Below are 19,700 nucleotides of genomic sequence, written 5' to 3'. Positions count from 1 at the left end.
AACCATCTCCCCAGCAAAAAGCCTCTGGGGCTAGACCTCAGATCCGGCGCTTCGCGCCTTCACTGCGGCCTGTTATAAAAGCGTTCATGTCTGCTTACTATATAAACTCGAAATAAATCCCAGCTAAAAACTTGCCTGTCTGACGTCCGCTTCTGTATATAAATCGAAAAGTTTTCGCGCCGCGAAATGTCCGCTTCTTGCAGAAATACGCATTAATTTCTAGTCTATGAGCGACAACCAAACATCCGCTTCTGTCTATTTGCGAGGGTTACTTGTAGACAGAAGCGACAGTTAAAAGATGATCATTGGTCGTCTGGATTACTTAAGGTCTATCATGACAGCCGACTAAAAACACATTGACAGAAAGCCGCCGAGATATAAACGCCCCCCCTTTTTATTTTTTGCTCTGCTCATGGTAATTACCAGCCATCCATGATTTGCGCACTAAGCACCTATAATTAAATGCCGCCCCTTTGTATTAATTACAGCTAAGGCCTGGATAGATATCCCGATCAAGATAACCATCAGGCATAAGCATTTCAGAAACACTCAAATGGTTATTCCAAAAGTAATTTGGCGATATTTCAATAAAATCGTCAAATAAAACTATATGGAAAGCATCAACATCTGAAGATGTATACCCTTCATTGATAATCATTTCAGAAAAAGGAATAAACACCCTAGTTTCAATACCATGAATCACCGGCTTACTTGAAATTGATGGGGAGTTAATCGGCACGTAACCAATATAGCTCCACACGCCATCAAAGCCCCATAGTTCGATGGCGTATTCTTTTACTCTATGGTCGTTCACAGTGAACCGGAATTCATAAGACTGTGTACTTTCTCTAGAGAATACAAACGCATCATGACATTCTCTAAGTGAAGGCATTGTTGGAACGCCAAGCTCGGTCGGTCCCGTGTAGTACTCTGAATAAATAAATCTCTCAAAGTTTGGCTCGTTGCCTCCGGGCAGATTAAAATCAAATCTTTTTGCTGAGATATTTCCTGAATTATCTTCTACAACTAACTCCCAATCGGACAAGTCAATGCGATGAAGGCTGTTAGCGTCATAAAAATAACATTCGAATACATGTGTGTTTTCGATTTCGCAATATGATCGATAACCACCATTATAGATATCCCAACGCCAATCAAGCTCATCATTTTTGTGAAGATAAATAGTATCGATATCATCGAATCCCTGAGGGTCGGTCACTTCTGCGTTAACAGAAAACGTAACAGTTTCCACTTCGCCGACATGTCGGGTGCCGCCATATGACTTAGAGAAACTGCGCACATCAGTTAAAATTCGACCAATCACCGGCGCCCCTTGAAGGGTCTCACTGTTTACGATGTTTGATGACTCCCCACTTGAACCTCCTCCGCATGCGGAGACCATAAACGCTATAACAACACTTACCGCAACTCGTAACATTTTTACTTCCACTACTTCCGATCAAAAACTTTATCCCGGAAACACTCGGATCCCTAGGAAATAGATACTCCCGAGTCAGATCGCTCCCTGATTTAGAGCGTAATTATACTTAATCACGATTTAGGAAATAGGTTATGTTTAACAGTCTCTTAAGAAAGAGACGCAATAACATTTTGAGAGATGGAGACTGCTAGTCGGACTATGCTTTGTAAGCCAAAGAAGAGTATATTTTCTGTTGTCTTTCCCTCTAAACTTTCCAGTTAACCGAAATCCCAAAGTCTGCTTAGTCGCCATGGAAGATAAAAGCTTGACTTAACTTGATGCGTATTTTTCTTTCGTCCGCAATGTGACTCTTAGTGGCTTGGATTGTCGGCTTCCCTCTTGAAGCGGGCATCGGGAAAGGATCAGTGCCAAGGTCGGCTAATGTCTATTTTCCTAGCATTAGATTCGAACCAATAGATTACCGTCTTCGCGATAATAACGGACTGAAACGAGGGGGTAATCCCGTCGGCCGCAGTCGACGGGAAAAGACGAATGACAAACGGTCTAAAAAAGTAGCTTAAACAAGCTGCATCAAGCTGTCTTTGGAATAGTCTTCTAGTTCATCTAAACGTTCTTCACGCACTTTGATCACCCATTCAGGGTCTTGCAACAACGCACGACCAACCGCAACTAAATCGAATTCGCCGCTGTTGATGCGATCATTCAACTGAGTAATCGAACCTGCTTCTACACCTGCCTGCGCTGACATATTCATACCATGTTCTTCACCAACGAAGCTGGTATTTAAGCCAACACTACCGACTGTGATAACCGGCTTACCGGTTAACTCTTTGGTCCAACCTGCTAAGTTCATGTGGCCGTTTTCTGGCGCATCTTCGAATTCTTTTTCCCAGTAACGACGCGTGCTGCAATGGAATATATCCACGCCGGCTTCAACCAAAGGAGTTAGGAATGTTTTCAATTCTTCTGGTGAGTTAGCTAAACGCGCATCGTAGTCTTGCTGCTTCCACTGAGAAAAGCGGAAGATAATCGGGAAGTCTGCACCCACACGCGCACGAATCGCTTTCACAATTTCTACTGCGAATTTAGTGCGGGATACGAGATCGCCGCCATAACTATCGTCACGCTGATTGGTACCTTGCCAGAAGAACTGATCAATCAGGTAGCCGTGAGCACCATGCACTTCCACTGCATCAAAACCGATGGCTTTGGCATCTGCTGCAGCCTGCGCAAATGCTTCAACGACTTCATCGATATCTTGCTGATTCATCGCTACGCCGTTTTCTCTGCCCGGCTTAAATAAGCCAGAAGGGCTGTGGCCAGGAACAGAAGTATCTGGCTCTATGCCTTCTTTACGAACTGAGCCGACATGCCATAGCTGCGGGGCAATTTTGCCGCCTTTTGCGTGTACTGCATCAACCACTTTTTTCCAGCCCGCTAAGGATTCTTCACCGTGCATAAAAGGTACGCGCGCATAACCATTAGCAGCCTTATGACCAACCGTGGTGCCTTCGGTAATAATCAATCCCACTTCGTTTTCTGCACGGCGAGCGTAATACGCTACGTTTAAATCATTCGGTACATTGCCCGGAGAAAAGGTACGTGTCATTGGCGCCATTACAATGCGGTTTTTTAGTGAAAGGGGGCCTAACTCAATCGGATCAAATAATGGGGAATTGCTCATAATACTCTCGTCGTTAGTTCTATTGCATAGGCTCTAATTATTGAGCGCTTAAGTACGAACCAGCGCAGCAAATTGCTGCATGGTTTGATGAAACATGTCTTTACCGTGCAAGCGAGCGTGATATAGCGCTCCCTTACAACTAAAAATAAATAAGCCAGCTAGGGCTCTGGCAGAGTCTTCAGCGGATGCGCAATCTGGGATATGGGTAGAACGGAACTCTCCAGCCTCTATGCCTTGCTTAATAACCTGCTCAACCCAGTTCAGCTCAATATCGCCAAGCTGCTTTAAACGCTCGCGAATGCTGTCGTCCAATACAGGTAAGTCATTATGAAAGGCACTGATCGGGCACATTAGGTGTTCATTGAGGGTGTGTTTTTGCGCGGCCTTGAAATAGCGCTCTAACTTATTCCAGTTACTTGAGCCTTTCGCCTCGAAATTATTCAGCCCTTCTTCTAGCCACTGCTGAGTCCAGTCACACAGGGCTAAACCCAGATTTACCTTTTTTGGAAAGTAGTGATGTACGCTGGCTTTCTTGATGTCGAACTCGCGGGCGATATCTAGAAAGCTAAAGCCGTTGTAGCCGCGGGCACGTAAAAGCTCAGCCGAATAGTCGATGATTTGTTGTCGGGTGTTGGTTGTCATGTGTTTATCCTACCTACCGGTAGGTAGGCAGGTCAAGCGGCATTATTTGCCCAACCAAACTCGACGCCAGCATGTGCACAGCGAGGCTGCTAAGCGCTATTTTTATCAATAGTATGATTTTGTCGTTGTCTGCCTTTATGCGCAGCTTAGTGCCCAAAAATGAGCCGACTATCGCACAGACGATCATTACACTGATCAGCAATAAGCTATCACTCAAAAACGGGGTGATAGCCAAATACACTGGGATTTTTGCAAGATGACTGATCGTCATAAACATGGCGCTGGTGGAGATAATCTGATCGTTAGATTCTAATTCTTTAGTCAAAACGGATAAGGCTAGCGGGCCCGGCGCTCCAACGATTAGCCCTAAGCCGGTCTGGAGAAAGCCAATCAAATAATAACTTTCAAACTTCTTTATAAATGCGCCAAAGGTTTTGCTCCACAGGTTGAGAAGTAGATAGCAAGCAATCGCAACAGGCAAGAATTGCAGGGGAATATTAAATAGCGCGAGGCTAAATACGATCGTCCCTAGAACTGAGCCGATCAAAAATGCAGGAAAGAGGTGCCACTGAACATCAGACAGTGAAAAAAACATTCGTGAAGCATTACTCGCAATCTGGGTAATGCCATGAATCGGAATGATAATGCTTGGGCTAAGAAACAGCGGAAGAATCGCAATCAGTAGCATCCCCCCACCAAAGCCAATGACGCCTGCGATGATAGACGTGATTAATGTGATGAAACCGAGTGTAAGGATCATGCCCATTTTATAAGCCGTAAGCTGGTCGATAGTTATGAGATCTTTGCATGATGCCCTTTCGTTACGGTAACGAAGCCTCAAATTTTTGAACTAACATATTCATCTCTCTACCGTGATGATATGTCTGCCTTTCTTGTTCTGTTCGGTGAATGCGAATCGCTGTTTTGAAGAACGGTGCGTCATACACGAAGGTATGAAATTCACCGACTTCTCCGCAAGGGTCGACACACTCGGGTAATCCCTCAAGCAGGGAATTATCGTAGTCTGCGCCGCAGCAGTGTTCCTCAAGATGTTTTAGATTAATGCTTTGCAGCAAGGCTCGAATCGGTGTGTTGATGATTTGTCGAGCGATCTCTCGAGACAGATCTATCTGTTCTTCGATTAAGAGCGGAAATACACACTCAATAACTGTTTCTGAAAATAGTTTTTGTCGAAACTCGACAATGCCGTTGCAGTATAAATCGCCAAATGCGATAGCATCGAATGGAACGGTCCAGTTCCCTAAGCCCTCTAATAGTGTGTTTTTGTATACTTCGTTCGATACTTGGTCGGCCATCTTGATTTCGAGTAGGGGGAGCTCCATTGCTTGGGCTTGAAGACGCACATACTTGATGGGAGTAGCTTGAATTGGCACAAGCGATTTGCTTTCAGAGTACGTCGTAACTAAACCAACAACTTCATATTCAGTTGACTCAATCATTCGTTGCATTGTAAGTGCTGAATCCTTTCCAGAACTCCAGCTAATAATTACTCGCTTCAAGTGCCGTGCCTTAGTTGGCGGTGATATCGATTCCGTAATTCTAAAAAATAGCCATCCCAATAGCACTAGAACAGAATCAATTATGTAAAAATAGCGTAGTGATTCATTGAGAGCAGTTTAATGTGAATGCTGTGATCATTGCTTCAGCCAACAATAATTAAGAGTAATAGCTATGAATGTTCTGATCACTGGTGCCTCTGGTTTTATTGGAGGGAGGTTAGCCTCTTATCTACTAGACAATGGGGTATACAAGGTGCGGGGAACCGGCCGTTCACAAGCCTTAGTCGAGCAGTTTTCTGGAGAAGCAGTAGAGTGCTTAATTGGTGATTTAAGCGATGTAGAATTTACCAATCAGCTAACGAAAAATATCGATGTGATCGTTCATTGTGCTGGTTTGGCAGGTACTTGGGGAGACTACCAAGATTATTATCAGGCCAATGTTCTATCGACCCAATTGCTTGCGGATTCAGCGAAAAAAAATGGTGTGATGCGTTTTATCAATATCTCATCGCCGAGTATTTATTTAAATTTTGAGCATCAACTCGATGTAAAAGAGGACTATCTTCCCGCTGAGTTTTCAAATCATTATGCGCGCACTAAATACGAAGCTGAAGTCTTGGTTCAAGCTGCGCATTCGGAGTCTTTTCAAACCATATCATTGCGCCCACGAATGGTGATCGGGGCGGGCGATAACAATATTTTTCCGAGATTGCTAAACATGCAGAAGCAGGGCTTATTGAAGCAAGTGGGCGATGGTCAGAATATCGTTTCGATGACTTCGATACAGAATTTATTGGTGTTAATTGAGCAATGTTTTGACGCGCCAAGTAAGGCAATGGGTCGCGCTTATAATGTCAGCAATGCGCAGCCAGAAAAGCTTTGGGAAGTGATCGATCAACTCTTTGTTGCAATGGAAATGTCAACAAAGCGGCCTTCTGTACCGTTTAAGTTGGCTTTCACTTTGGCGCGTTGCAATGCTTTTCTTAAAAAGCTGTTTCGTGTGAAAAAAGAGCCAGGCTTGTTGCCTGTGCCTGTTTCAGTGATGGGTAAATCAATGACGCTAAATATAGACGAAGCAAAGATGAGACTTCATTATCAGCCGACGGAGACAGCACATGATTCAGTCGAAGAATTTATTTCGTGGTGGAAAGCTCAGTCAAACAAGATTTAGATAGTTCGATTTAGTTTTTATGATCGCTCGCGTCGCAGTAGGGCGGTGTGGCTGTTTTACCACAGCCGCAAAGTGTTTTTGCTTCATCTCGATCCACTTGAAAGACAAGCGGGCGGATTTTTGAACCGTCATGCGAGCCATTGCAAAAAGGCAGGGTGCTCGAGTTCGAGCAGCTACACCAAAAGTAATACTTATTGCGTTTAAGCGAATGTTCTGAAGCTTTCGGGCAGTGTGTGCTCATGATGCTTTGCTGAATTATTGAGCGCTAAAGAATAAAGAAAAGCGTAAGGAATACCAACAGTTGATGCTTGAAACAATGCGGCGAAAGAAATGGGAAGAAGGAAATACTGGATAGTGGATTTGGGTGGGGAATGACCAGCTAGCCCTTCATTCAGATTGACGGGCTAGCTGGTAGAGTTCGGAGCTTGTTATTTACACTCGCTCAAGCTTTTGACCATTCCTTCGATCAGCGCATTGTAATGGCCTGGGCCTTCTTCAATTGCGCTACCAAGCGGGTCCATAATGCCGATGGTTGTGACCACTGAGCCTTCGAATACATTGCTCACTAAGCCTGAGTCAAACTGAGGCTCTGCAAAGACACAGGTCACATTGAGTTCCGTGACTTTATCTTTAATTTCTTTGATGCGTGCTGGACTTGGTGCTTCGGCATCTCCAAGTGTAATGGATCCAGTTGCTGGAACATTGAAGCGTTTTTCAAAGTATTGATAGGCATCGTGGAAGACGACAAACTTTGGTTCACCCAGTTCTGAAATTTGTGCTTGTGCGTTTGCAATTAGTTCATCGAGACCTGCGATTGCCTTTTCAGCATTCGCTTCGTATTTGTCAGCGTTTTCTGCATCCATTTTTGAAAGAGTGTCTTTAATCACAGTCACCCAGTTTTTCGCATTAACAGGGTCAAGCCATGCGTGAGGGTCTACTCCATCATGGGCATGGTGATGACCTTCATGCTCATCATGTCCATGATCGTCATGTCCGTGATCATCATGCTTGTCGTGCCCGTGGTCGTCATGCTTGTCGTGTCCATGGTCGTCATGTTTGTCGTGTCCGTGGTCATCATGATCGTCGTGTCCGTGGTCGTCATGCTTGTCGTGTCCATGATCATCATGATCGTCATGCCCATGTTCGTCATGATCGCCATGATCATGGCCTTCAAAGGTTGCACCTTCGCGGAAGGCATATGTGATGGTTTCGTCTAACTCAAGTATCTCGACTTTCTTCGCAGACTCGGCAACGTTATCCATCGATTTCTCAAGCCAAGGTGTTAACTCTTCTCCCATCCAAAACACGACATCAGAATTTGCGAGTGAACGAGCTTGGGAAGGCTTCAGGCTATAGTAATGCGGCGATGCTTCTGCAGGAATGATAAGGTTGGGCTCTGTTACACCTGCGGTAACCTGACTAACAATTGAGTGCAGTGGTGCAATATCTACTGCAATGCTAGGTGCGTCAGCAAATGCTGTAAGAGGAAGTAATGACGTCATGAGCGCCAAGCGATTTTTCTTGAGCATATCTTTTCCTTGAGCCTGTTTTATTGGAGTTTAAATAAGTCTTCAAAACGTAATGATATGTTGTATCATAGCTCCTTCGTCCTTTGCTTAACAACTCGTATTTTTTGGTGGGTCGTTAGGCAGTTTTTTTGAGGTAATGCGTGAGCAAAAAATTAATAGAGTGCGAGCAGCTTTCAGTGTCTTTTGGCGCAAAGCCCGTACTCAGTAATATCTCCATGTCTGTTGGGGCAGGGGAAATCCTAAGTATTATTGGTCCAAATGGCTCAGGTAAAACCACTTTGTTGCGTGCGTTAATTGGTGCAGTACCTCATATTGAGGGCACGATTAATAGATCACCTGACTTAAGTATTGGTTACGTTCCGCAAAAGCTTCACATTGATCAAACGCTACCGATGACGGTTGAGCGTTTTATGAGTCTACCTAAAAAGCACAGTAAGGCGAGTCTTGTTGAAGCACTCGAGATGGCAGGTGTTCCCAATCTCGGGAAGCAGCAATTAATGGACTTGTCAGGCGGGCAATTCCAACGCGTATTATTAGCGAGAGCGCTGCTAGGCAAACCAAATTTACTCATTCTCGATGAGGCCACACAGGGCCTTGATCATGCTGGTGTTGCAGATTTTTATCGTCAAATCGCTGATGTAAAAGATAGTCTTGGCTGCGGTATTTTAATGATCAGTCATGAACTGCATATCGTTATGCGCCAAACTGATCGCGTGATTTGTCTAAACGGAAACATCTGCTGCCAAGGGCGCCCTGAAGTAATTACCGACATGCCTGAATATCGCAATCTATTTGGTTTGGATCAGAGCGAAGCGTTGTATTTGCACAAACCTCATGCTCATCATGATGACCACTACACCCATGATGAGAACTGTGAAGGCGGCCATCACCATGTTTGATGATTTTCTTGTTCGTGCAGTTCTCGCGAGTGTTGGTGTTGCGCTAGCCGCAGCACCTTTAGGGTGTTTTGTTGTGTGGCGTCGTATGGCTTATTTTGGTGATGCGACCGCACATTCAGCCGTACTAGGTATCGCTCTTTCTCTTAGTTTTTCTACGCCAGTTTTTCTGGGCGTTTTAATCGTTTGTATGATCATGGCGATCACCGTTTCATCATTGAGTGAGCGTGGCATTGCCATGGATACCTTACTAGGTGTGATGTCGCATTCAGCCCTGGCAATTGGTTTGGTTGCTGTGTCGTTTCTGTCCGGTGTGCGAATCGACTTAATGTCTTATTTGTTTGGCGACATTCTCGCTGTCGGTAAATCAGATCTCTTCATTATTTGGAGTGGGGCTGCGCTGGTATTAGTGCTCGCGGCACTGCGCTGGAACGGACTATTACTATCTACGCTTAATCCTGATTTAGCACTAGCAAGTGGGTATAAACCAAAACACGAGCAGCTCATTCTTACTATTAGCCTCGCGATAGTGGTCGCAGTCGCAATCAAAACAGTCGGTGTATTGCTTATTGTCGCAATGCTCATTATTCCAGCTGCTACAGCTCGAGTACTCAGTTCTACCCCTGAGATGATGGCTATTGTCGCTGGTGTGTTAGCGATTTCTGCAAGCTTAATTGGCTTGCGTGGTTCCTATGTTCTCGATACTCCAACAGGTCCCACTATCATTAGTGTGTGTGCGATTTTGTTTGTTGTTGTGAACCTTGGATATCGTCTTCTTCCCAAGAAACTACGTAAAGGAATTTCATAATTATATGGAAGCGATGGTGGACGAGATTCAGCGAAAATTAGCTGAATCAAATGACATTCATACTTTGGCAGATATCTACAAAGACGACGTTAATATCGCCGTCTGGAAACGAGATCTCTCATCAGGATTACGTGATTCAATTGCATCTCTGCTTGATCAGGCTGAATTCATTCGTGTTGAAGATGATGTGACGCCAGAGAACGTAAAAGATCGCTTAAATTTGAAACTCGATCACTACGAAAATGTAGCGCCATTGGTCGATGATCTTTCTCACGTCGTTGATATATTTTGCTGCTTGTTTGAGCAAACACGCGTTGGTTTGCGTTTGACCAAATTAGATCGCGCTATGTGTCCGCGTTTTCATACTGATAAAGTGCCATGTCGTTTAGTGACTACCTATCAGGGACTCGCAACTGAATGGCTTAAGCATGACGATGTTGATCGCTCAAAACTTGGGGCAGGGAATAATGGCCTTTCAGATTCTGAGTCTGGGATTTACTCATCTCGTCAAGATATTCGATCCTTGACGGTTGGTGATGTTGCGCTCCTTAAGGGAGAGAAGTGGATTGGCAACGAAGGCGCGGGTTTAGTTCATCGATCCCCAAACGTCGGAGTAAACGAAAAGCGTTTGTTGTTGACCCTCGACTTTATCGGTTAAGGCACAATTCTCTTAACATGCAATGAGCATATCTTGCTCGGTGAGTGGGGGAGCTATATCCATCATCGAGTCTCTTCAAACCAAATTGTTAGTTGTTCGTGAGATCTTTATGAATCATCAAAATATAAAAGGACTTACACAAAGTAGATTCTCGGTCTGGAAGTATTTGACGGGAGTACTTTGTGCGGTTCTCATCGTATCTTTATTCACCTTGTGGGATGAGTTTGTTCTTCACAGTGTTACTTGGCAGAAGTATTTCCATTCTCTGTTAACGGAGCATATCACCGCTGTCGCGACGAATGCCTCTTCCTATGGAATGATGCTAGTGATCGTGAGTTTTGCTTACGGTATTTTTCATGCTATCGGTCCCGGGCATGGCAAGGCTGTTATTGTGACTTATTTGGGAACCAATAAAGACAATATTCGAAGTGGAATATTTATCTCCTTTACTGCGGCGCTTATGCAGGCCTTGGTTGCTATTGTTCTTGTTTCACTTTTATCGCAAATCCTTGAGCTTAAGTTCTCTGAAGTGACTCAGTATGGCGAAAAAGTATCACTTGTGAGCTATGTGCTAGTGATGATGTTGGGTTTAGTTTTAGTGTTGACGGGATTGCGTCGCATTATGGAAACTAAACCTCTTGGTAGCTGGTCTTTTGGTCGCTTGTTTAGCGAGACAGAAAGGCATAGCGACGAGCATGAAGTCAGCCATAATGATCTCGATCACTCGCATACTCACAATCATGCTCATCATCACGACCACTCGCATACTCACCATCATGATCACTCACATGGGCACCATTCGCATGAACATTCTCACAATCATCATTCTCATGATCACGGTTCATCTTGTGGCTGCAATCATGCTTACGTTCCTGAAACAAAACAGACTCCGTGGCAAACGTTTTTACTGATTTTATCGATGGGGTTTAGGCCATGCTCGGGGGCAATTTTAGTGCTTATTTATGCGCACTTAGTCGGTGTGTACGGTTACGGTGTCACCGCTACTTTAATGATGGGTTTAGGAACAGGTTTGTCTGTGAGTATTCTCGCTGTTATCGCAGTATATGCTAGAGGATGGATCGAACGATTTATCGGTGAGTCTGGATTAGCAGAAACGCATTCTCACTCACGGTTTGCACATTATGTTCGTATTTTTGGGGGCATTGTACTCGCTGTTCTAGGTTGGGAGCTGTATCAAGCTGCAACGGTTGTGCAGGCGGCTCATCCATTGTTCTAGATCGATATCTATCGGTACGATTTAACGGCTCAGTGAGCCTTTTTTATTGAGAACTAAATGATATGTTATATCATAACGTTTTTGAGTTTGAATTATAGAATTAAGAGATGATTAGACGTTTATGTATCAAAAATTCTTTGGAAGCCTAGAGCACAAAAGAGATGGCGATACAGTTGAACTGAAGGCTGTGCTAGAGAATCTAGCTTTCAACGAAGACGGTTTAGTACCGGTGATCACTCAAGATGCATCAACAAAAAATGTATTGATGATGGCCTGGATGAACAAAGAGGCGATTGAAAAAACGCTTGAGACGCGGAAGGTCACATACTGGTCGCGCAGTCGACAATCATTTTGGGTAAAAGGGGAGTCGAGCGGACATACCCAAGCACTGTGTGAAATGTATTTTGACTGCGATGGCGACAGCATTTTATGTATTGCTGAGCAAGTTGGGCCTGCTTGTCACACTCTCAGACCCAACTGTTTTTACTTAAAAGCCGATCAAGAATCGCAAGTTGTACATGTAATAGGAGATGGTTATCAATCATGACCACAACACTCATTAAGAATGCCTTGGTGGTAAATGAAGGGAAAGCTGAAGAGCTTGATGTGCGTATTAAAGATGATCGCATAGCGGCCATTTCAAGCAACCTGACTGCTTCGAATAACGACAAAGTCATTGATGCGCATGGCTTCTGGCTTTTGCCGGGAATGATCGATGATCAAGTTCATTTTCGTGAGCCGGGTTTAACGCATAAGGGAAGTATTAAAACTGAATCACGAGCCGCTGTGGCGGGCGGTATTACAAGCTACATGGAAATGCCGAATGTTAGCCCGGCCACTACGACCATAGAGGCCTTGCAAGACAAGCATGATATTGCAATGAGAAACTCGCTCGCTAATTACTCCTTTTACCTAGGTGCGACCGAAGACAACTTAGAGCAAATTAAACGTGTAGACCCCAAGACCACCTGTGGCGTTAAGGTGTTTATGGGGGCATCGACAGGTAGCTTACTTGTTGAGGATCAAAATGCATTAGATGCTATTTTTCGTGAATGCCCCGTGCTTATTGCCACGCATTGCGAAAGAGGGCCTGTCATGGATCGAAACCTAAAGAGAATCGAAGATTTGGGGCGTGAAATTACGATTCATGACCATCCAATTATTAGAGATGATGAAGCCTGTTATGCCTCTTCATCTTATGCCGTTGGATTGGCGAAGAAGTTTGGCTCGCAGTTAAATGTTTTGCATATCACAACAGAGAAAGAGCTTAGTCTCTTTGCGTCAGGCCCAGTCGAAACGAAACACATTACTGCCGAGGCTTGCGTTCATCATCTTTGGTTTAGCGAAGAGGATTATGCCCAGAAAGGTAACCTAATAAAGTGTAATCCAGCAATTAAGAAGGCTAGTGATCGAAACGCCATATTGCGGGCTTTGCGTGATGATGTGATTGATATTATTGCAACCGATCATGCGCCGCATACCTTTGATGAAAAAAACGTACCTTATATGCAAGCGCCTGCGGGCCTGCCATTGGTTCAGCATGCACTGCTGAGTTTAATTGAGCATGTTAGAAACGATCGCTTATCAATTGAACAGGTCGTGCAAAAAGCTGCGCATAATCCTGCCATTCGATATGGTGTGCAAGAAAGAGGTTTTATCCGAGAAGGCTATTTTGCGGATCTAGTGCTGGTGTCTCCTAACCAAGTTACGCCAGTTAGTCATGACAATGTGTTGTACCGTTGTGAGTGGACACCATTTGATGGGACAACATTCTCATCACGAATTCAGTCAACTTGGGTCAATGGAAATCTTGTGTTTGATAGCGATCAAGTGATTGATACCCACACGGCTTCAGCCTTGATATTTAATCGTCCAAATTAGGAGATTTATGAGTTCCCAAAAGCAGTTACCTGATGTTGCGTCGAATGCAAAAGTAGAGCGCGCCGCGACATTACGATGGGTAGGGATGGAAGCGATAGCAATACCTTTGTTTGTGAGAGCGCAGGGCGCTTTGCTTCAGGTGAGTGCCAGTGCCGACTTATATGTCAGTCTTGATGCGGCTGAGGCAAAAGGTATCCATATGTCGCGCTTGCACTTAGCCTTAAATCGCGATTTAGGTAATCAAGCGCTCACGCTAGAAACGCTTCAGGCATTGTTGTCGCAAATGCAGCGATCTCAGGAAGGTATTAGTAAGAATGCGAAACTTGCTTTGTCATTTGATTTAGTGCTTAACAAGCCAGCAATGCTGAGCGGTGAACAAGGGTTTCAGCGTTACCCGATTCGTATTGAGTCAGTTTTGCGTGACAACGAATTTAGCACACAGGTGGATGTGGAAGTGCCTTATTCGAGTACTTGTCCCTGTTCCGCATCATTGTCTAGACAGCTTTATAGCGAAGCGTTTGATCAGCGCTTTGGTGAAGAGTCGATTCCAAAAGATCAGATCCTTCAATGGATACTTCAAGAGGCAGGTTCGGTAGCAACACCACATAGTCAGCGTTCTTACGCGTACATTAAATTGATCTTAGCTCCCAATGAATGGTTCGAGTTTGATGAGCTAATTTTTGATGTTGAAAAAGCGATTGGTACGCCTGTTCAAACGGCGGTCAAACGTCAAGACGAGCAGGCATTTGCCAAACTTAATGCAGATAACTTGATGTTTTGTGAGGACGCAGCGAGACGCTTAAAAGACAGCTTAGAGCATATGAATGGCGTGGTGGATTATTGGTTCAAGGTTGAACATCAAGAAAGCTTGCATGCACACAATGCTGTAGCGATCGATTATAAATTTAGCGAATGAAAAGCGCCCCAAGAAAAACGAGGAAATAGAGAATGATGGAAGATGTGATCCCAAGAAATTACGAAGAATGGAAGCATTGCATTACGGTGGAGTGCGGCATCCCGCTGTCTATAGAGTTTATTGAAGAGAGAATCACTGCTTTGCAGGACATACGAGACTTTAAGACAAAGCAATTCTTAGACTTGTATGGTGAAAGATATCTTAATCAAGTACTTGTATGGTTTTCGCAAGCGAAAACAGCGCTGCAGACTAATTCATGATTCAAAGCTTAAGGAAGGTAAGTATGAAAAGCCTAGATACAGATGCTCTCTTTAATGAGTGGAATGCGGCACTAAAGACTCAAGATGCAGAAAGAGTGGTTGCTCTATATTCCCAAAGCGCTATTTTGTTGCCTACGTTGTCAAATCAAGTTTGTAGGAGTCCTCAAGAGATAAAAGATTACTTTTCGCAGTTTCTCAAGCTAAGGCCTCAAGGTAGAATTGTAGAAGCTGATTCGCGTCGATTCGGAGAAATTGCCATTAATTCTGGTGTTTATACTTTCGAGTTTGAAGAAGAGACTCTCGTAAGTGCACGATTTACTTTTGTTTATCACTGGGATGGTGAAAATTGGAAGATAATCGAGCATCATTCGTCGCGTTTCCCAGAATAGAGTATTAGCCTCAGGTAATAGTATTTATGACGAATTCAACAAACACTGTGTCGAATGCTGAGGAGCAGGATAGCTGCTGCAGCAATTCTAGTTGTTGTGGGCCAGAAACCCCAGTGACTCGAAGTGCGCCAAAGATCGGCCGAAATGAGCCATGCATTTGTGGAAGTAGTAAGAAATTTAAAAAGTGTTGCGGTGCTTAACCGTCAGTTTGAAAAAGGCCCTTCTGGGCCTTTTTTTATGTCTGATTATCAATTTTTTTTGTATTCACATCTTCTTTTTGAAATAAATGATATGTTGTAACATATCTGTACGACCGTTAATTAAGCAATGAGATACTGATGAATCGATTACCCGTAACCGTCCTGTCTGGTTTTCTAGGTGCAGGAAAAACCACTGTTTTAAGTCATATACTGAACAATCGCGAGGGCAAGCGTGTCGCGGTGATCGTGAATGATATGAGTGAAATCAACATCGATGCATCGATGGTGCAAAATGAGGTGAGTCTAAGTCATCAAGAAGAAAAACTGGTCGAAATGAGCAATGGCTGTATCTGTTGTACCTTGCGCGAAGACCTTCTTGTTGAAGTGAATAACCTAGCGAAAGAAGGGCGCTTTGATTATCTGGTGATCGAATCAACGGGTATTTCAGAACCGCTACCCGTTGCAGAGACCTTCACTTTTGCCGATGAAGATGGCGTTTCACTGTCTGATGTTGCAAAGCTGGATACCATGGTAACGGTTGTGGATGCGCTGAACTTCTTAAATGATTATGACGAAGCAAGATCCTTACAAGAAACGGGCGAACATCTTGGCGAAGAAGATGAGCGCAGCGTAACCGATTTGTTGATTGATCAAATCGAATTTGCCGACGTGCTATTGATTAGCAAAACGGATTTGGTAGAAGAAACGGATATGGAGCGTTTAAGGGCGATTCTTAAGTCCCTGAATACCGAGGCGAAAATTATTCCGATCGCACATGGCAACGTCGATATTAACGAAGTGCTTGATACCAACTTGTTCGACTTCGAGCGCGCACAGCAGGCGCCCGGTTGGTTGAAAGAAATGCGCGGCGAGCATGTTCCAGAGACAGAAGAATACGGCATTAGTAGTTTTAGCTATGAAGCTCGAAGACCCTTTCATCCAAAGAAATTTTTCGACTTTCTGCACCACACTCAACAGTATGGAAACTTAATTCGTTCCAAAGGTTTCTTCTGGTTGGCGACCCGACCTCAGTTTGCAGGACAGTGGAGTCAAGCAGGCGGAATGGCGCGTTATGGTTTTGCGGGCATGTTCTGGAAAGCTGTGCCAAAAGAAAACTGGCCGCAAGATGAAGAGTATTTAGCTTCTATCGAAAAAATGTGGGAAGAACCATTTGGTGATATGCGCCAAGAGCTCGTGTTCATCGGACAAGGCTTAGATAAGCAGGCCATGACTGATGCCTTAGATGCTTGCTTATTGTCAGAAGATGACCTGTTAAAAGGCAAAGACTTTTGGGCAGAGCTAGAAGACCCATTTCCTGCATGGGAGTAGTGTCCTAGTTACGAACACAAACGTGTTTTGATCTGTTTAAAGTGCTTAAGCGGTTCATCTGCTTGAGCGCTTTTATTCTTGTTCTCATAGTATTTGATCGTTTGGTTTGCGTACCTCAGTGCGATCCGTTTTTCTTCTTCTGAATCATAGTGCCATATCTGCTCTCCGATATGACTGATTGCTGGATAATCACTGGTATGGCGTCCAGATTGGCTGATGAGCATCACTTCATAAATACGCCGATTCTCTTCAACAAGCGACTCTTTCACCATCTTAAATTCGAGTTCTGCCAAGCGCGTTCTTAGCTCGAGCAAGTGGCGCACAGGGCAAAGAAGAAAGTCGATCGATAGGCCTTTGTTTGCTTGTATTAGTTGTTCAACCAGCTCTGTAGTTAGATCACCTCCAACGCCTGCAATCACTACAAGATGGCGTTGATCTGCATAGTTTTTGAGTGGCAACTGCTTCGTGTCGGTACAATGGGTTGTCCAATGCCTGTCGGACCTGTCGTTAATAGGGAAGTGTTTTTCTAATGTGTTTTGAAGTGATTCGATAATATCTGGAACGATATCTACAAAATGCACCTGAATACTGCTGTCTATTATAGACATACCTAACAAACCATGATCGCAGCAGCAATCCCATATATGGTCATAGTGATGCAGCCGTGCATGCTGTTTTATCGCACTTAAGCGTTTACCGATTTTCACTGAGTACTTTCAAATCTATGAGGCAGGATCTTACGTTTTAATATAGGCCGGTCTGGCAAATTAAGGCTATGCCAAAATCCTCTACGAGGTTAGTCTATTCCCTCGTGAGTTACACGTAATCAAATAAATCGAAAAATAACCATCATCTATGTGCGACCTTAAGGAAGAAATTAAATGACCGAGTCGATTATTTTACATCACTATGACAAGTCCCCGTATGCAGAAAAAATACGTCTAATGTTTGGCTTGATGAATACCTCTTGGCAATCGCTTCTCTCTCTACCTATTCCTCCGCGCCCAAATCTAGACCCATTAACGGGCGGGTACCGACGTATTCCTGTAGCGCAAATTGGTGCGGATCTTATCTGCGATACCGGCTTAATTGCTCAGGAAGTTTCTTGCCTAACTGGTAATGCAGATTTATTACCCGAAAATATGAGTGATGCGGCTAAAGCATTAATGGTCGAAGCGGAAGGCCCTGTGTTTTTTTCTGCGGTTGCAGCTGTACCACCGATTAAACTGATCGGCACAATGATTAAAGAATTTGGGTTTACGGGCACATACAAGTTTGTAAAAGATCGTACGGGTATGATGAAAGGCGGAACCACCAAGCCACCTTCGCACGAGAGGGCAAAAGGGTATATTGCGGGCCTGCTTTCAATGTTAGAAGAGCATCTTGCTTCTAATGAGTGGATCAACGGAGAGTCAGCTTCGGTTGCAGATTTTGCGGTGTATCATCCGATTTGGTTGCACTTGAGCGCATCCCGCTCTGAGTTAAAAGCAGGACCAAATACAATACGTTGGTACACGGCGGTTACGCAGTTGGGTGAAGGAACACGACAGGAGATTACGCAAAACGACGCATTCTCTATCGCGAAAAGCTCAACACCACGTGCGTTGCCAGCGGAAGCAAGCGATAACGAATTTGAGCTTGGTCAAATGGTGAATGTGGCTCCGAGTGACTATGGTTGCGTACCTGTTGCTGGCAAGCTTGTAATGGTGTCGGAGGATCGCATTATTCTTGCACGCGAGACGCAAGAATTTGGTACTTTGCATGTCCACTTTCCACGACAAGGTTACGATATTTCTTGATAAGATCTTACCGCGTCATATAGCCGTATAACTAGCGCATAATGAAAGTTGTTAGTTAAAGGAAATGCCATGCTCACTGTCTTTTATGATGGAACTTGTCCACTCTGTGCTAAGGAGATGAACGCTTTGCGTGCCTATGATGAGAAAGCGAAACTTAATCTTGTCGACATCCATAGCGAGGCATTTTCTTCACATCCTGATATAGACCCAACGGCAGCTATGACGATTTTACACGGCAAGATCGACAATCAAATTATCTTGGGTCTAGATGTGACGGCAGCGGCGTGGAAGACGGTCGATAGAAAGCCTTGGGTTCAGGCCTTACGTTGGCCAGTGATTCGTTGGTTTGCTGATCGAGCCTACCTTTGGTTTGCGCGAAATCGTTATCGATTGTCTTGGATGCTAACCGGGCGAAGCCGCTGCGCGACAGGCCAGTGCGACATTCGAACCTCAAAAGAGGACAAGGCATGAAACGTATAGCAGTAGTAATTGGTGCGTCGGGCGGAATTGGTGGGGCATGCGTTGAGCATTGTTGTGCCGATGCAAACTATGTATCAGTGATAGCTGTTTCCCGATCAAACGCCGCTCTTTCATTCTCAGAGAATTCCAAACTTACTATCTTAGAAGCAGACTCTTCTAAACCTTCGATGGCCAATGTGGTGACCGAAGCGCTCATGCAAGCGAAACGAGTAGCGTCACTCGATGTTGATATCATTATCGCAACAGGCTTATTGCATACCGAAACCGGGTCAATAAAGGTTCAACCAGAAAAGCGTATTGAAGCCTTAGATATGCAGTCTGCCTTAACAGTGCTCGAGACGAATACTCTGATGCCGATGCTCTGGCTACAAGCATTTTCGCCACTGTTTGCGCTAAAACTCGATACACGAGTTTTGGTTTTGTCGGCCCGTGTTGGCAGTATTGGCGACAATCGCTTAGGTGGGTGGTACAGCTATCGGTCATCAAAAGCAGCCTTGAATATGATGTTGAAAACCGCTTCAACAGAATATGCACGGCGTTATCCTAATGTAAAGTTGATTGCCTATCACCCTGGTACAACTGACACAGGTCTCTCTAAACCTTTCCAAGCCAATGTGCCCGAAGGCAAACTATTCAGTCAGGACTACTCAGCTGAGCGCCTCATCGACGTTATGCAATCTCAAGCAATCGATAAGACTCTGTCATTTGTGGATTGGCAGGGCAAAAGTATTGAGTGGTAAGCATCAAGCATCATTATACTCGCTGATTTAAAGTCTTATTTTTTTTAATACATTTATAAAAAACGCACCCAACTTGGGCGGTCTTTCTTTGATCTGCTTAAGCTTAGTGCAGATGCATAA

22 protein-coding genes are annotated in these 19,700 nt (G+C 44.3%); 15 read left to right on the top strand and 7 right to left on the bottom strand.

The features are described from left to right. Positions 1-478: 478 nt before the first annotated feature. The 5 genes from A3762_RS00380 to A3762_RS00360 form a co-directional block, all read right to left on the bottom strand. Positions 479-1,438, bottom strand: a complete 960-nt coding sequence (locus tag A3762_RS00380) for a hypothetical protein (protein WP_068753557.1) — start codon at positions 1,436-1,438, stop codon at positions 479-481. Positions 1,439-1,997: 559 nt separating this feature from the next. Then, positions 1,998-3,125 carry an NADH:flavin oxidoreductase gene (locus tag A3762_RS00375; protein WP_068753555.1) on the bottom strand — a complete coding sequence of 376 codons (1,128 nt, stop codon included), beginning with the start codon at positions 3,123-3,125 and terminating at the stop codon, positions 1,998-2,000. A gap of 48 nt (positions 3,126-3,173) precedes the next feature. After that, positions 3,174-3,767 carry a TetR/AcrR family transcriptional regulator gene (locus A3762_RS00370; protein ID WP_068482352.1) on the bottom strand — a complete coding sequence of 198 codons (594 nt, stop codon included), beginning with the start codon at positions 3,765-3,767 and terminating at the stop codon, positions 3,174-3,176. A 13-nt stretch (positions 3,768-3,780) separates the two neighbouring features. Then, positions 3,781-4,533, bottom strand: a complete 753-nt coding sequence (locus A3762_RS00365) for a sulfite exporter TauE/SafE family protein (RefSeq protein ID WP_068753553.1) — start codon at positions 4,531-4,533, stop codon at positions 3,781-3,783. A 55-nt stretch (positions 4,534-4,588) separates the two neighbouring features. Next, the gene (locus A3762_RS00360) at positions 4,589-5,287 is read right to left on the bottom strand and encodes a hypothetical protein (RefSeq protein WP_068753550.1); all 699 of its coding nucleotides are present in this window, start codon (positions 5,285-5,287) and stop codon (positions 4,589-4,591) included. Between the two features lie 172 nt (positions 5,288-5,459). Between A3762_RS00360 and A3762_RS00355 the strand changes: the two genes are divergently transcribed. Then, entirely contained in the window at positions 5,460-6,458 is a 999-nt protein-coding gene (locus A3762_RS00355; protein WP_068753549.1) for an NAD(P)-dependent oxidoreductase, read from the top strand. Positions 6,459-6,886: 428 nt separating this feature from the next. On the opposite strand, the gene A3762_RS00350 is transcribed toward A3762_RS00355, so the two are convergent. Then, a complete protein-coding gene (locus tag A3762_RS00350; RefSeq protein WP_068753547.1) occupies positions 6,887-7,987 on the bottom strand; it encodes a zinc ABC transporter substrate-binding protein in 1,101 nt (366 codons plus the stop codon). Between the two features lie 140 nt (positions 7,988-8,127). On the opposite strand from A3762_RS00350, the gene A3762_RS00345 reads away from it, so the two are divergent. The 11 genes from A3762_RS00345 to zigA all read left to right on the top strand — a co-directional run bounded on the left by A3762_RS00345 (position 8,128) and on the right by zigA (position 16,561). After that, entirely contained in the window at positions 8,128-8,886 is a 759-nt protein-coding gene (locus A3762_RS00345; RefSeq protein WP_068753545.1) for a metal ABC transporter ATP-binding protein, read from the top strand. Continuing rightward, the gene (locus tag A3762_RS00340) at positions 8,879-9,691 is read left to right on the top strand and encodes a metal ABC transporter permease (protein ID WP_068753543.1); all 813 of its coding nucleotides are present in this window, start codon (positions 8,879-8,881) and stop codon (positions 9,689-9,691) included. Before A3762_RS00345 ends, A3762_RS00340 begins: the two co-directional genes overlap by 8 nt. Positions 9,692-9,695: 4 nt before the next feature. Next, a complete protein-coding gene (locus tag A3762_RS00335) occupies positions 9,696-10,349 on the top strand; it encodes a DUF1826 domain-containing protein (RefSeq protein ID WP_068753541.1) in 654 nt (217 codons plus the stop codon). A gap of 109 nt (positions 10,350-10,458) precedes the next feature. After that, entirely contained in the window at positions 10,459-11,586 is a 1,128-nt protein-coding gene (locus tag A3762_RS00330; protein WP_197468890.1) for a nickel/cobalt transporter, read from the top strand. 121 nt (positions 11,587-11,707) lie between these two features. Further along, entirely contained in the window at positions 11,708-12,133 is a 426-nt protein-coding gene (hisI, locus tag A3762_RS00325; RefSeq protein ID WP_068753537.1) for a phosphoribosyl-AMP cyclohydrolase, read from the top strand. Further along, positions 12,130-13,467: a dihydroorotase gene (locus A3762_RS00320; protein WP_068473987.1), complete on the top strand. Its 1,338-nt coding sequence runs from the start codon at positions 12,130-12,132 to the stop codon at positions 13,465-13,467. The genes hisI and A3762_RS00320 overlap by 4 nt, the downstream gene beginning before the upstream one ends. A 7-nt stretch (positions 13,468-13,474) precedes the next feature. Then, positions 13,475-14,383 carry a GTP cyclohydrolase FolE2 gene (folE2, locus tag A3762_RS00315; RefSeq protein ID WP_068473984.1) on the top strand — a complete coding sequence of 303 codons (909 nt, stop codon included), beginning with the start codon at positions 13,475-13,477 and terminating at the stop codon, positions 14,381-14,383. A gap of 32 nt (positions 14,384-14,415) precedes the next feature. After that, the gene (locus A3762_RS00310; protein WP_068753535.1) at positions 14,416-14,643 is read left to right on the top strand and encodes a hypothetical protein; all 228 of its coding nucleotides are present in this window, start codon (positions 14,416-14,418) and stop codon (positions 14,641-14,643) included. 23 nt (positions 14,644-14,666) lie between these two features. Next, positions 14,667-15,032, top strand: coding sequence for an SgcJ/EcaC family oxidoreductase (locus A3762_RS00305; RefSeq protein ID WP_068473978.1), 366 nt, complete (start codon positions 14,667-14,669; stop codon positions 15,030-15,032). 26 nt (positions 15,033-15,058) lie between these two features. Continuing rightward, the gene (locus A3762_RS28705; protein ID WP_082868849.1) at positions 15,059-15,232 is read left to right on the top strand and encodes an SEC-C metal-binding domain-containing protein; all 174 of its coding nucleotides are present in this window, start codon (positions 15,059-15,061) and stop codon (positions 15,230-15,232) included. Between the two features lie 138 nt (positions 15,233-15,370). Next, positions 15,371-16,561, top strand: coding sequence for a zinc metallochaperone GTPase ZigA (zigA, locus tag A3762_RS00300; protein ID WP_068473975.1), 1,191 nt, complete (start codon positions 15,371-15,373; stop codon positions 16,559-16,561). Between the two features lie 8 nt (positions 16,562-16,569). Here zigA and A3762_RS00295 read toward each other — a convergent pair whose 3' ends face one another. Then, on the bottom strand, positions 16,570-17,268 hold the full coding sequence (locus tag A3762_RS00295) for a tRNA (adenine(22)-N(1))-methyltransferase TrmK (protein ID WP_082868848.1): 699 nt from the start codon (positions 17,266-17,268) through the stop codon (positions 16,570-16,572). Positions 17,269-17,442: 174 nt separating this feature from the next. Between A3762_RS00295 and A3762_RS00290 the strand changes: the two genes are divergently transcribed. The 3 genes from A3762_RS00290 to A3762_RS00280 all read left to right on the top strand — a co-directional run bounded on the left by A3762_RS00290 (position 17,443) and on the right by A3762_RS00280 (position 19,580). Then, on the top strand, positions 17,443-18,360 hold the full coding sequence (locus A3762_RS00290; protein ID WP_068753533.1) for a glutathione S-transferase family protein: 918 nt from the start codon (positions 17,443-17,445) through the stop codon (positions 18,358-18,360). 69 nt (positions 18,361-18,429) lie between these two features. Further along, a complete protein-coding gene (locus A3762_RS00285) occupies positions 18,430-18,831 on the top strand; it encodes a thiol-disulfide oxidoreductase DCC family protein (protein ID WP_068473968.1) in 402 nt (133 codons plus the stop codon). After that, positions 18,828-19,580, top strand: coding sequence for an SDR family NAD(P)-dependent oxidoreductase (locus tag A3762_RS00280; protein WP_068753531.1), 753 nt, complete (start codon positions 18,828-18,830; stop codon positions 19,578-19,580). The genes A3762_RS00285 and A3762_RS00280 overlap by 4 nt, the downstream gene beginning before the upstream one ends. Positions 19,581-19,700 lie beyond the last annotated feature (120 nt).

The sequence above is a fragment of the Oleiphilus sp. HI0125 genome, from assembly GCF_001635355.1.
The sequence above is the reverse complement of the archived record's forward strand: the minus strand, read 5'-3'. Positions and strand labels throughout refer to the sequence as shown.